A 12620-nucleotide genomic window follows, 5' to 3' on the forward strand; every position below is an offset into this window, starting at 1 on the left:
GGAACGCCCGCATGCCAGCCACCCTGACCTGTGAAGAAATCGCCGGCCATCCCGAGTTCCGGCACCTCGACAGCATCGCCGGCATCGCCGTCGACCTGCGCTACGCGACGCCGGACAACTTTGTCGGCCGTGATCTCTACACGCCGCTCGATTGCGCCTGGCTGCACAAGGATGCGGCGGCGGCGCTGGAGCGCGTGGTGGCCTGGCTGGCCGAGCGCCGGCCCGATTGCCAGGTGCTGGTGCTGGACGCCTTGCGTCCGCAGCGGGTGCAGGAACAGTTGTGGCAAGCGTTGCAGGGTACCGAGTTGCTGGGCTACATCGCCGATCCCGCGCGCGGTTCCATCCACTCGTTCGGCATGGCGCTGGACCTGACCCTGCTGGACGCCCAAGGCCGCGAGTTCGACATGGGTACCGGTTTCGACGATCTCAGCGAGCGTTCGCATCCGGCGCTGGAAGCCAGGCTGCTGGCCAGCGGCGAGCTGACGCAGCAGCAGATAGACAACCGCCGCCTGCTGCGCGACGCCATGTTCCAGGCCGGCTGGGTCGGCATCAACAGCGAGTGGTGGCACTTCGACTGCGGCGACCGCCTGCTGGTGCGCCGCGACTACACCCGCGTCCTCTAGAACCTAGCGGTCCACCATGGCCATGCGCTCCGGGCTGTAGCGCGGACCGGCCACCTGCTTCAGCGCGTTGTCCAGCACCGCCATTTCGGTCTCGTCCAGCGTGATCTCCGCCGCGGCCACGTTCTGCTCCAGATAGCTGCGGCGGCGCGTGCCGGGGATGGTCACGATATCGTCGCCCTTGTGCATGGCCCAGGCCAGCGCGATCTGCCCCGGCGTGACCAGGCGATGGTCGGCCAGTTCGCGCACGATGGCGGCGGCCTGCATGTTGCGGTCGAAGTTCTCGCCCTGCAGGCGCGGATCCAGATGGCGGAAATCGCTGGGCGGATACTCTTCCGCGCGCTTGGCGGTGCCGGCCAGGAAGCCGCGTCCCAGCGGACTGAACGCAACCAGGCCGATGCCCAGTTCGCGCAGCGCCGGCAGCACATCGGCCTCGAGGTTGCGTTCCCACAGCGAGTACTCGCTTTGCAGCACGCTGATCGGATGCACCGCATGGGCACGGCGGATGTTCGCCACGCCGGCCTCGGACAAGCCCAGGTAACGCACCTTGCCTTCGCGCACCAGCTCGGCCATCACGCCGATCACCTCTTCGATCGGCACGTTCGGGTCGATGCGGTGCTGGTACAGCAAGTCGATGTAGTCGGTGTTCAGCCGCCGCAGCGAGCCTTCGACCTTTTCGCGGATGTGTTTGGGATCGCTGGTCACGCCGACGGTCTTGCGGTCGCGGATGTCGAAGCCGAACTTGGTCGCCAGGATCACCTCGCCGCGGCGGCCGGTGAAGGCGCGGCCCAGCAATGCTTCGTTGTCGTAAGGACCGTATTGCTCGGCCGTGTCGAAGAAATTGACGCCCAGCTCGATCGCCCGGCGCAAGGTGGCGACCGCTTCGTTCTGGTCGGCCGGTCCGTAGGTATTGCTCATGCCCATGCAGCCCAAACCCTGCGCCGAAACCGTCAGTCCCTGCCCGCCTAAAGTGCGTTGTTTCATGATGACTCCTTTTGAATACGATGAATCCAGTATGCCGACTGCACAAAAAATACACAATCCGCTTAAAATGCAAAGCATTGTTGATGCAGGTGCAACGGTGGAGAGCTGCGATGGAAATGCTGAAAGAGATGGCGATTTTTGCACAGGTGGTCGATAGCGGCGGTTTCTCTGCCGCGGGACGCCAGCTGGAACTGACCACGTCGGCGGTCAGCCGCCATGTGTCGCGGCTGGAGGCGCACATGGGCGGACGGCTGTTGCAGCGGACGACAAGGTCGCTGTCGCTGACCGAGCTGGGACAGCAGGTGTACGCGGCCTGTTCGCGCATGGTGAGCACGGCGCGCGAGGTGCATGCGTTGGCGGGCAGCTACAGCGCCCGTCCCAACGGCGTGATCCGCGTCAGCGCGCCCATCGTGCTGGGGCAGGTATGGCTGGCGCCCAAGCTGCCCGGTTTCCTGGCGCGTTATCCTGAGGTCAATGTCGAGCTGCAGCTGGTGGACCGCAAGATCGACCTGATCGAGGAAGGGGTGGACCTGGCGATCCGCATCGCGACTGAGCTGGCGCCGGGGCTGGTGGCGCGTCCGCTGGGGCCAGTGCGTTATGTGCTGGTGGCCACGCCGCGCTATCTGCAGGCGCATGGCGAGCCGAAGGTGCCGCAGGACCTGCCGCTGCATCAATGCAGCTACCTGGGCTACGCCCGTTTCGGTGAGGCCTGGAGCATGCGGCGCCATGGCGAGGCGGTCAACGTGCACGTGCCGTCGCGGCTGACGATCAACAACAGCGGGGCCTTGATGGCGGTGGTGGAAGCCGACGGCGGCATCGGCCTGGTGCCCGATTTCACCGCCCGCATTGCGCTGGCGCAGCAGCGCGTGCGGCGGGTGCTGCCGGAATGGGAGTTCGATGCGCCGTACGCCGGCACCGTGCACGCGGTCTACATGCCCGGCCCGCACCTGGCGTTGAAGGTGCGGGCGTTCATCGATTATTTGATTGAGGAAGGATTGCCAGGAGAATAAGCGCTGCCGCCGGAGCGGGCCACCCAGTCGATGACCCCGTCGAGCACGGTGCGGCCGGCGCCGTTGGCGACGTGTTCGTCGTTCAGGATGGCGACCACGACGCACAGTTGGTTGTTCGCGTCCGGCACGTAGCCGGCGATGGCGATCACGCCGTTCAAGCTGCCGGTCTTGATGCGCGCGCGCAGCGCGGCCGGGCCGTCCTTCAGGCGCTTGCGCATGGTGCCGTCGGTGGCGGCGATCGGCAGGCTGGACATGAACTCGGGTGTCCACAGGCTGTTCAGTCCAGCTTGCAGCACGCCGGCCAACTGCGCCGGCGTGGCGCGTTCGATGCGCGACAGCCCGGAACCGTTGTCGAACACCAGACCGTTGCCGTCGATGCGGTGGTTTTGCAGCCAGCCGCGGATCGCCGTTTCGGCCCGCATCGGCGTGCTGGCGAGGCTGGCGTCGGCGGCCAGCGGGCGGCTGCCCAGCACGGGATCGGCTTCCAGGCTGCCCAGCGACAGGAACAGCGCGCGGGCCAGCGTGTTGTCGGAGAATTTGTTGATGTCGCGTAGCACCTCGGGCAGCGGGCGCGAGAGGTGCTCGGCCAGCAGGCGGGACGCCGTAGCTGGGGTGGCATCCGGCACTGCGGACACCGGGGCGTCGGCCTCGCGCACCTGGCCGCTGATGCTGCCGCCCAGCTTGCGCCAGGTGGCGCGCAGCAGGCGCTCCAGGTAGTCATGGTGATCCAGCACGTCGATGCTGGTCGACTTGATGCAGTCCTTGGGGAAGCTGCCGTGCAGTACCACTTCGATCTTGTCGCCGTGGCGGCTGGTGTCCGGCGTGCGCCAGTCCTTTTCCCACGAGGCGCATGGCGCGTCGGTCAGCTTCATCTCCGAGCGGATGCTGACCTTGTCCATCTCCGGCATCATCACCAGCGCCAGCTTGCCGCCGGTCGAGCGCATCTCGACCTTCAGCAGGTTGGTGTTGATCAGCAGCGCATCGGGAATGACGTTGTAGTAGGCCCATGGATACTCGTCGAACGGCGGCTGCCCCACGTCCGGCCGTGCCGGCTGGAACAGCTGGCGGTCGAGTATCACGTCGCCCTTGATCTTGCGAATGCCCTGGTTGCGCAGCGCCTGCAGCATGTGCAGCAGCACGTCCTCGTTCAGGTCCGCGTCGGCGCCGCCGCGCAGGACCAGGTCGCCCTTCAACACGCCGTCCACCACGTCGGCGCTGGTGCGGAACTCGGTGCGGGCGCGGAAGGCCGGTCCCAGCTGCTCCAGCGCGGTCAGCGTGGTGAACAGCTTCATGGTGGACGCCGGCTGCATGCTCTGCTGCGCGTTGTGCGAAATCAGCGCGGTGTCGCCGCGCAGCACGACGATGCCGGCGCCTTCCGGCGGAATATGCGCCGCCTGCAGCAGGCTGGCGACCTGCTCCGGCAGCTCGGCGGCGTGGACGGCGCCGGCGGCTATCAGCGCGACGAATAGGAGGCGACGAAACATGGCGATCCTGTTCAATGGAAGAAGAGATAGGAAACGAAGATGGCGGCGATGACGCCGGCAAAATCGGCGATCAGGCCGCAGGAGATCGCATAGCGCGTCTTGCGGATGCCCACCGAGCCGAAGTACAGCGCCACGATGTAGAAGGTGGTGTCGGCCGAGCCGTTGAACACGCAGGCCAGGCGGCCGACGAAGGAATCGACGCCGTAGGTGCGCATGGTGTCGATCATCATGGCCTTGGCGGCGCTGCCGCTGAGCGGCTTCATCAGCGCGGTCGGCAGCGACGGCACGAAATCGGTGTTGATGCCGAGGTGGCCGAACAGCCAGCTGAAGCCGTCGACGACGAAGGTGAACACGCCGGCGTTGCGGATCACGCTGATCGCCACCAGCATGCCGACCAGGTAGGGAATCACGGTGATCGAGGTCTGCATGCCGCCCTTGGCGCCTTCGATGAAGGCTTCGTAGACGTTCACCTTCCTGCGCAGCGCACCGATGATGAAGCCGGCGATGACGATCATCAGCACCAGGTTGCTGAACACCTTGGAGACGATTTCGATCTCGGTCTTGCTCAGGTAGTGGGTGAAGTAAAACACCACGCCGGCGATGGCGGCGGTCATGCCGCCCAGCCAGCTCATCACCACGCCGTTGAACAGGTTGATGCGCTGGCGGATGGCGACGACGATGATGCCGGTGACGGTGGCCACGTAGGTCGCGATCATGCAGGGAATGAAGATGTCGGACGGGTCGGCCGCGCCGAGGATGGAGCGCTGCGCCATGATGGCCAGCGGAATCAGGGTCAGGCCGGAGGTGTGCAGCACCAGGAACATGATCTGCGCGTCGGTCGGCTCGTCCTTGCTGGGGTTGAGCGTCTGCAGGCTTTCCATGGCTTTCAGGCCGAACGGCGTGGCGGCGTTGTCCAGGCCCAGCAGGTTGGCCGAGAAGTTCATCACCATGTGGCCGGTGGCCGGATGGTTTTTCGGCACGCCGGGAAAGATGCGCGAGAAGAACGGCGCGATCAGGCGCGCCAGCAGGTCGATGGCGCCGGCCTTCTCGCCGATGTTCATGATGCCCAGCCACAGTGTCATCACGCCGGCCAACGGCAGCGCGATGTCCATCACGCCGGCCTTGGCCGAGTCGAACGTGCCGTCGATGATGCGTTTGAAGATTTCCGTATCGCCCGTCAACAGGAACTGCGCCAGCGCGGCGGCAAAGCCAACCAGGAAGAAGCCGGACCAGATGTAATTGAGCGACATATCTAGAAATTTTCCTGAAAGCAGTAGGGGATTTGCAAAGTATAGCGGGTAAGCAAGCGAAAAAAGCTATAAGCTGCCGCTTTACCGTATGCGATGTGGGATGGACCTTATGCTGAAAAGTTATGCCGCAGCCCCGATGGAGCTGGTGCTGGCGCTGATGCTGGCGCTGGCGGGCGGCCCTACCGCCGCCGCCGCTGCACCGGCAGCCGAGCCTAAAGTCCTGCACGCCTTCCTCAGCACCGGCGAAACCGGCCTCGATCCGGCGGTCGCCTCCGACATCGCCAGCCTGAGCCTGCTGGAAAACCTGTTCGACCCGCTGCTGCGCTACGACTACCTGGCGCGTCCGGTCAAACTGCAGGCCAACACGCTGGCCGCCATGCCAACCGTCGAAGACAATGGGCTGACCTACACCTTCCAGTTGCGCCAGGACGTCTATTTCACGCCGGACCCGGCGTTCAAGGGCGCACGCCGCCAGGTCACCGCGCAGGATTACGTCTACAGCCTGACGCGCCTGTACGATCCGGCGCTGAAATCGCCCTGGCTGTTCCTGTTGGAAGGCAAGATCGCTGGCGATGAGGCGTTGAAGACGCACTTCAGCTACGGCACCGCCATAGCCGGCCTGCGGGCTGTGGACAAATTCACGCTGCGCATCCGCCTCAAGGCCGCTGATCCGAATTTCCTGTTCTACCTGGCGGTGCCGGCCACCGGCGTGGTTGCGCGCGAAGTGATGGAGGCCTACGGCGCGCAGGCCGGCAACCATCCGGTCGGCACCGGTCCGTTCATGATGGGCACGTGGAAGCACAGCGACCAGATCACGCTGCTGGCCAATCGCGACTTCCGTCCGACGATGTATCAGGGCCGGCGCGTGCCGCTGCTGGACCGTGTCGACATCAAGATCGTCGAGGAATACCAGTCGCGCGTGCTGGGCTTCCTGAACGGCGAATTCGATTTCCTCGAACAGTTGCCGGAATCGATGAAAGACCTGGTGCTGACCGCCGACATCAAGCCCACGCTGAAGCCCGAGCTGGCCAAAAAAGGCATGGTGGTGTCACCCTTCGCCGTGCTGCAGACCTACTACATGTGGATGAATATGGAGGATCCGCTGATCGGTGGTTATAGCAAGGAGAAAGTGGCTTTGCGGCGCGCCGTCGCGCTGGGCTACAACAGCGCCGAAGATGTGGCGCTGATGAAGAAGGGCCTGGCGATTCCGGCCGTCACGCCGCTGCCGCCGAACGTGCTGGGTTACGATCCGGCCTACCGCAGTCCGGTGACCTACGACCCGGCGCTGGCCAACGCGCTGCTGGACCGCTACGGCTACCGCAAGGGCGCCGACGGCTTCCGCACCCAGCCGGACGGCAAGCCGCTGACCTTGGTGATGCACAGCGAATCGTCGACCGTGGGCCGCCTGCGCGATGAGCTGTGGCGCAAGAACCTGGGCGCCATCGGCCTGAAGGTGGTGTTCAAGAGCGACAAGAAAACCGAGATCATCAAGGCCTCGCGCCTCGGCTCGGTGATGATGTTTGAAACCAACTGGGTTGCCGATTTTCCCGACGGCGACAATTTCTATCAGCTGCTGTACGGCCCCAACAGCGGCCGCGCCAACTACGCCCGTTTCAACTTGCCTGCCTACAACCAGCGCTACGAACAAACCCGCAGCATGGGCGACTCGCCGCAGCGCACCGCGCTGTACGACGAGTTGGCGCAGATCATCCATGCCTACACGCCTTGGGTGTTGCTGACGCATCCGATTTCGGCCGACCTGCAGCAGCCGTGGCTGAAGAATTACCAGCGCCATCCGGTCGAATTCACCAACTGGCGTTATCTGGACGTAGTCGCACACAGTGCGCGCTGAGCTTTGCGTACAATGGGTGCATGAAACTCATTAATCGCCGGGCGCTGACCCACGTCGTCGCCCATCCGATGGATTTCCTGGTGCAGTGCCTGAAAGGGTTCCGCGCCAATCAGGGCCTGCTGCTGGCGGGCGCGGTGGCCTATTACTCGTTGCTGTCCATCGTCCCGCTGCTGATGCTGGTGGTGGTCGCCCTGTCGCACGTGATCGCCGAGGATGAACTGCTGGCCACCGTGGGCCGCTACCTGAACTGGCTGGTGCCCGGGCAATCCAAGCCCATCGTGGCCGAGGTCGGACACTTCCTCGAGCATCGCGACCTGGTCGGCGGCGTGCTGGTGATCAGCATGATCTTCTTCAGCTCGCTCGCCTTCACCGTGCTGGAAAACGCCATGTGCGTCATTTTCAAGCACCGCGTCGAGATACGGCGGCGGCGTTTCCTGATCTCGGCCATCATGCCCTACTGCTACATCCTGTCGCTGGGCGCCGGCATGCTGCTGGTCACGCTGGTGGCTGGCAGCCTGCAGGTGCTGGGCGAGGAGAGCGTGCAGTTGTTCGGCTACAGCTGGTCGCTGCATGGCGTGTCCGGCGTGCTGCTGTATCTGCTGGGACTGGGCGGCGAGGTGCTGGTGCTGACGTCGATCTACCTGGTGATGCCGGTCGGCCGCCTGTCGCTGTCGCACGCGCTGATCGGCGGCGTGACGGCTGCGCTGCTGTGGGAGCTGGCGCGCCGGGTCCTGGTCTGGTATTTCTCGACGCTGTCGCAGGTGAACGTGGTGTACGGGTCAATGACCACCGCCATCATCGTCATGTTCAGCCTGGAAATCGGCGCCACGCTGCTGCTGTTCGGTGCGCAGGTGATTTCCGAATTCGAGCGGGTCGGCCAGCGCCGCGAAAAGGAGGTGCCGACGCCGATGACCACACAAGCTACAGAAATAAAATAATTTGTGCATCGCACAAAGATCTGTGTTACACTACGCTCGTGGTTGAGGTTTGAAGGGAGTTATCCCGGCAAACAGTCCCACATCCAGGAGGAGCGCGCGGTTCGATATGTGTAAGACCGAACCGCAGTTGGCGTGAAACCTGGAGTTGTAATTCCGGATACGATGGTCGATTTACACGTTGGGGGCACCACGCAGATAGCATGGGCGCCCGAGACTCTGGAGTCACTTTGCAGATAGCACTGGACCCCGGCATACGATTAAAGCATTGGTAATACATTGGAACGAAGCCCGCTGAGATGCGGGCTTTTTTTTCGTCTACCTTTTGTCCGCTGCCAAGACCGCTATAGCAGCCTTTGTCTACTGTTGCATGATGCAGCGGTAGGTTTTCAATTGACAGCCGGGTGCTCCAACTTATACTGGAGACGCGGATGGGACGTGCACTTCACCCCAAAAAAGAAATCGAGCAGGCATTGAAATATGCCGAAAGCCAGGGTTGGCGTATCGAAACAGGCGGCAGTCATGCATGGGGAAAAATGTATTGCCCCTATAACGACCCCAATTGCCGTTGTGGCGAGTTTTGCATTGCCAGTATTTGGAGCACGCCCAAAAGTGTCATTGCGCATGCACGTTCTCTGAAGCGCGTGGTAGATCATTGCTCCGCCCGACCGATGACCTAGGAATTGCTATGGAATTTACTTTTACCCTTAGATACCGATTGGCGAAGGATGATGCCAATCATGATCAATTGGTTGAGCGCCTCGGCGCAGCGGGGTGCACCGATGCCCTGGTAGGCATTGGGCGTGACGGTTATCTTGCGCTGCAATTTTTGCGTGAGGCTGAAAGCATCGAAATCGCACTAGCCAGTGCGAGCGAGGACGTCCAACGAGCTATTCCATACGCAGAGCTAATTGAAGTGAGTGGTACCAAAGCGCAAGCCGCATAAAGTATTTTTAGTATTTTTCACAATTAATTCAATATTATTTGAAATGTCGAATTATTTACGATAGCATCCGCTTATGGATACTAAACAAGCGTTGGCGGGATTGTCGTCCCTGGCCCAGGAAAGCCGGCTGGCCGTGTTCCGGCTGCTGGTGCAGGTCGGGCCGGAAGGCATGGCCGCCAGCAAAATTGCCGAACGGCTCGATATCTCGCCGTCGTCGCTGTCGTTCCACCTGAAGGAGCTGAGCCATGCGGGCATGGTCGGCTCGCGCCAGGATGGACGCTTCGTTATCTATACCGCCGACGTCGGCGCCATGAATGGCCTGATCGGCTTCCTGACTGAAAATTGCTGCGGCGGCCTGCCGTGCGGCCCCACTATCGGATGCGCACCATGAATATTTTGTTTCTTTGCACGGGTAACTCTTGCCGCTCGGTGTTGAGCGAAGGCGTCTTCAACCACCTGGCGCCGGCCGGACTGAAGGCGATCAGCGCCGGCAGCCAGCCCGCCGGCCAGCTGCATCCGCGCGCGGTCGCGCTGCTGGCGCGCAAGGGCATCTCGACCGAGGGCTATTACAGCAAGTCCTGGAACGATTTGCCGCTGACGCCGGATGTGGTGGTGACGGTGTGCGGCAGCGCCGCCGGCGAAACCTGCCCGGCCTATCTGGGCCCGGTGCTGCGCACGCATTGGGGCGTCGACGATCCCGGTCACGTGATCGGCACCGAGGAAGAAATCGAGGCGGCGTTCGAGCTGACCTACCGCATCATCCGCGCACGCATCGAGGCTTTCCTGGCCCTGCCGCTGGCGCAACTGGCCGGCGACAAGGCCGCGTTCAAGGTCGAGCTCGACCGCATCGGCGCCATTGGCGCCAATGGCATCTGAACGCGGGAGCGCCTGTGCTGATTGCATTACTGATTTTTATCGCCACACTCACTCTCGTCATCTGGCAACCGCGCGGACTCGGCATCGGCTGGAGCGCCACCGCAGGCGCCGCCGTGGCGCTGCTGGCCGGCGTGATCCACGTCGGCGATATTCCGGCGGTCTGGCACATCGTCTGGAACGCCACCGGCACCTTTGTCGCGATCATCGTCATCAGCCTGCTGCTGGACAAGGCCGGCTACTTCGAATGGGCGGCGCTGCATGTCGCGCGCTGGGGCGGCGGCAGCGGCAAGCGCCTGTTCACCCTGTTCGTGCTGCTGGGCGCGGCGGTGTCGGCGCTGTTCGCCAACGACGGCGCGGCGCTGATACTCACGCCCATCGTCATCGCCATGCTGCGCGAGCTGAAATTCTCTGGCAAGGCCATGCTGGCCTTCGTCATGGCGGCCGGCTTCATCGCCGACACGGCCAGTTTGCCGCTGGTGGTGTCCAACCTGGTTAACATCGTCTCCGCCGACTACTTCGGCGTCAGCTTCGCGCGCTATGCGGCGGTGATGGTGCCGGTCAACCTGGTGTCCGTGGCCGCCACGCTCGGCGTACTGATTTGGTTCTTCCGCCACGACATTCCGGCGGACTACGACGTCGAGCAGATCAAGCGGCCGGAACATGCGATCCACGACCGCGCCACCTTCCTGACCGGCTGGTGGGTACTGGGCCTGCTGTTGATCGGTTTCTTTTGGCTGGAAGATCTCGGCGTGCCGATCAGCGCCACTTCCGCCGTCTGCGCCGCCCTGCTGCTGGCGGTGGCGGCGCGCGGACACCGGATCTCCACGCGTGCGGTGCTCGCCAATGCGCCGTGGCAGATCGTGGTGTTCTCGCTCGGCATGTACATGGTGGTGTACGGCCTGCGCAACGCCGGCTTGACCGACTACCTGACCGGCCTGCTGAACCAGTGCGCGGCTTACGGCGTCTGGGGCGCGGCCATCGGCACCGGTTTCATCACGGCGATCCTGTCGTCGATCATGAACAACCTGCCGACGGTGCTGATCGGCGCGCTGTCGATCGACGCCAGCAGCAGCACCGGCGTGGTGCGCGAAGCCATGGTGTACGCCAACGTGATCGGCAGCGATCTCGGGCCGAAGATCACGCCGATCGGCAGCCTGGCGACCCTGCTGTGGCTGCACGTGCTGGAGAACAAGGGCATCCAGATTTCCTGGGGCTATTACTTCCGCGTCGGTATCTGCCTGACTTTGCCGGTGCTGCTGGTCACGCTGGCTGCGCTGGCCGTGCGTTTGAATTGAGAGGGAATCATGGACCTGCCCAACATCAATCCCGCCTTGCTGGACACGCCGACGCTGGACAAGCTGGCGCCGGTTGGAAACTTCGATCATCCGCCGCGCATCCTGATGCTGTATGGCTCGCTGCGGGAGCGTTCGTTCAGCCGCTTCCTGACCGAAGAGGCGGCCCGCATCCTCGAGCATTTCGGCGCCGAGGTGAAAATCTTCGATCCGACCGAATTGCCGATGGCGGGCAGCGTGCCGGAAGATCATCCCAAGGTGCAGGAGCTGCGCGCCTTGTCGCTATGGTCCGAGGGACAGGTATGGTGCAGCCCGGAGCGGCACGGGGCCATCACCGCCGTGATGAAGAACCAGATCGACTGGATCCCGCTGGAGCAAGGCGCGCTGCGTCCGAGCCAGGGACGCACGCTGGCCGTGATGCAGGTGTGCGGCGGTTCGCAATCGTTCAATGTGGTCAATACCATGCGGCTGCTGGGGCGCTGGATGCGCATGTTCACGATACCGAACCAGTCGTCGGTGCCGATGGCGTACAAGGAGTTTGACGACGCCGGCCGCATGCGCCCTTCCGGCTACTATGAGCGGGTGGTCGATGTCATGGAAGAGCTGTTCAAGATGACCTTGCTGCTGCGCGGCCGCACCGACTACCTGACCGACCGCTACAGCGAGCGCAACGAGCGTTCGATCAAGGCGATCAATCGACAACTCGGGAAAATCTAATGGATCTGCACATACTGCCGGTCGAGCTGGAAAAAGCCTACCGCCTGTTGAATCACGGACCGACGGTGCTGGTGTCGGCCAGCCATGGCGGCAGCAGCGACGTGATGGCGGCGGCCTGGTCGTGCGCGCTCGATTTCTCGCCGCCCAAGGTCACCGTGGTGCTGGACAAGGCGACCAGCACGCGCGCGCTGGTCGAGCGCAGCGGCCACTTCGTGCTGCAGGTTCCCAACATGGCGCAGCTGGATCTGACGTATGCGGTCGGCAGCAAGAGCCTGGCTGACCATCCGGCCAAGCTGGAGCAATGCAAGGTCGAGCTGTTTCATGCCGACGGCTACGAGGCGCCACTGGTTGCCGGCTGCTCGGCCTGGTTGATCTGCAAGCTGATTCCCGAGCCGCACAACCAGCAGACCTACGACCTGTTCATCGGCGAAGTGGTGGCCGCGTTCGCCGACGCCCGGGTGTTCCGCAACGGGCACTGGGAATTCGAAACCGCCGGCCCCGACTGGCGCAGTCTGCACTACATCGCCGGCGGCACCTTCTATGCGATCGGCGAAAAAGCGGTGGTCAAGACGTAGATCCGGGGTCAGATTGAGGAACCCCGGGTTTCATGGACACTCTAACAGAGGTCAGCATGCCTCGGGAGGATAGCCATGG

The 12620-nt window shown here is 63.4% G+C and carries 14 protein-coding genes; 11 read left to right on the forward strand and 3 right to left on the reverse strand.

Features of this window, described 5'->3' with window-relative positions; translation table 11 throughout:
- Positions 1 to 11: 11 nt before the first annotated feature.
- Positions 12 to 623 carry a M15 family metallopeptidase gene (locus ACCD07_RS12225; protein WP_176653327.1) on the forward strand — a complete coding sequence of 204 codons (612 nt, stop codon included), beginning with the start codon at positions 12 to 14 and terminating at the stop codon, positions 621 to 623.
- 3 nt (positions 624 to 626) lie between these two features.
- Here ACCD07_RS12225 and ACCD07_RS12230 read toward each other — a convergent pair whose 3' ends face one another.
- On the reverse strand, positions 627 to 1604 hold the full coding sequence (locus ACCD07_RS12230; RefSeq protein ID WP_413447480.1) for an aldo/keto reductase: 978 nt from the start codon (positions 1602 to 1604) through the stop codon (positions 627 to 629).
- Between the two features lie 110 nt (positions 1605 to 1714).
- Between ACCD07_RS12230 and ACCD07_RS12235 the strand changes: the two genes are divergently transcribed.
- The gene (locus tag ACCD07_RS12235) at positions 1715 to 2614 is read left to right on the forward strand and encodes a LysR family transcriptional regulator (protein WP_413447481.1); all 900 of its coding nucleotides are present in this window, start codon (positions 1715 to 1717) and stop codon (positions 2612 to 2614) included.
- Here ACCD07_RS12235 and dacB read toward each other — a convergent pair.
- Together dacB and ACCD07_RS12245 are read right to left on the reverse strand one after the other, a co-directional pair.
- Positions 2581 to 4098, reverse strand: a complete 1518-nt coding sequence (gene dacB, locus ACCD07_RS12240; protein ID WP_413447482.1) for a D-alanyl-D-alanine carboxypeptidase/D-alanyl-D-alanine-endopeptidase — start codon at positions 4096 to 4098, stop codon at positions 2581 to 2583. The two genes, ACCD07_RS12235 and dacB, sit on opposite strands and share 34 nt — an antisense overlap.
- Before the next feature lie 11 nt (positions 4099 to 4109).
- Positions 4110 to 5348: a nucleoside recognition domain-containing protein gene (locus ACCD07_RS12245; RefSeq protein WP_413447483.1), complete on the reverse strand. Its 1239-nt coding sequence runs from the start codon at positions 5346 to 5348 to the stop codon at positions 4110 to 4112.
- Positions 5349 to 5457: 109 nt separating this feature from the next.
- On the opposite strand from ACCD07_RS12245, the gene ACCD07_RS12250 reads away from it, so the two are divergent.
- From ACCD07_RS12250 to ACCD07_RS12290, 9 genes are all read left to right on the forward strand, one after another.
- The gene (locus tag ACCD07_RS12250) at positions 5458 to 7200 is read left to right on the forward strand and encodes an ABC transporter substrate-binding protein (RefSeq protein ID WP_413447484.1); all 1743 of its coding nucleotides are present in this window, start codon (positions 5458 to 5460) and stop codon (positions 7198 to 7200) included.
- Between the two features lie 20 nt (positions 7201 to 7220).
- Entirely contained in the window at positions 7221 to 8138 is a 918-nt protein-coding gene (locus ACCD07_RS12255; RefSeq protein ID WP_176653332.1) for a YihY/virulence factor BrkB family protein, read from the forward strand.
- Between the two features lie 428 nt (positions 8139 to 8566).
- Positions 8567 to 8815 carry a hypothetical protein gene (locus ACCD07_RS12260; RefSeq protein WP_176653333.1) on the forward strand — a complete coding sequence of 83 codons (249 nt, stop codon included), beginning with the start codon at positions 8567 to 8569 and terminating at the stop codon, positions 8813 to 8815.
- 8 nt (positions 8816 to 8823) lie between these two features.
- Positions 8824 to 9081 (forward strand): hypothetical protein, encoded by a 258-nt coding sequence (locus tag ACCD07_RS12265; protein ID WP_176653334.1) that lies wholly within the window; start codon positions 8824 to 8826, stop codon positions 9079 to 9081.
- 73 nt (positions 9082 to 9154) lie between these two features.
- A complete protein-coding gene (locus ACCD07_RS12270; protein ID WP_176653335.1) occupies positions 9155 to 9472 on the forward strand; it encodes a metalloregulator ArsR/SmtB family transcription factor in 318 nt (105 codons plus the stop codon).
- Complete coding sequence (locus ACCD07_RS12275; RefSeq protein ID WP_176653336.1) at positions 9469 to 9957, forward strand: arsenate reductase ArsC; 489 nt, start codon at positions 9469 to 9471, stop codon at positions 9955 to 9957. Before ACCD07_RS12270 ends, ACCD07_RS12275 begins: the two co-directional genes overlap by 4 nt.
- Positions 9958 to 9971: 14 nt before the next feature.
- Positions 9972 to 11252 carry an arsenic transporter gene (locus ACCD07_RS12280; protein WP_353401660.1) on the forward strand — a complete coding sequence of 427 codons (1281 nt, stop codon included), beginning with the start codon at positions 9972 to 9974 and terminating at the stop codon, positions 11250 to 11252.
- Positions 11253 to 11261: 9 nt separating this feature from the next.
- Positions 11262 to 11966, forward strand: a complete 705-nt coding sequence (arsH, locus tag ACCD07_RS12285; RefSeq protein WP_176653338.1) for an arsenical resistance protein ArsH — start codon at positions 11262 to 11264, stop codon at positions 11964 to 11966.
- Positions 11966 to 12541 carry a flavin reductase family protein gene (locus tag ACCD07_RS12290; RefSeq protein WP_176653339.1) on the forward strand — a complete coding sequence of 192 codons (576 nt, stop codon included), beginning with the start codon at positions 11966 to 11968 and terminating at the stop codon, positions 12539 to 12541. The genes arsH and ACCD07_RS12290 overlap by 1 nt, the downstream gene beginning before the upstream one ends.
- Positions 12542 to 12620 lie beyond the last annotated feature (79 nt).

Source organism: Duganella sp. Dugasp56 (genome assembly GCF_047304105.1).
GTDB classification, from domain to species: Bacteria; Pseudomonadota; Gammaproteobacteria; order Burkholderiales; family Burkholderiaceae_D; genus Rugamonas; species Rugamonas hordei.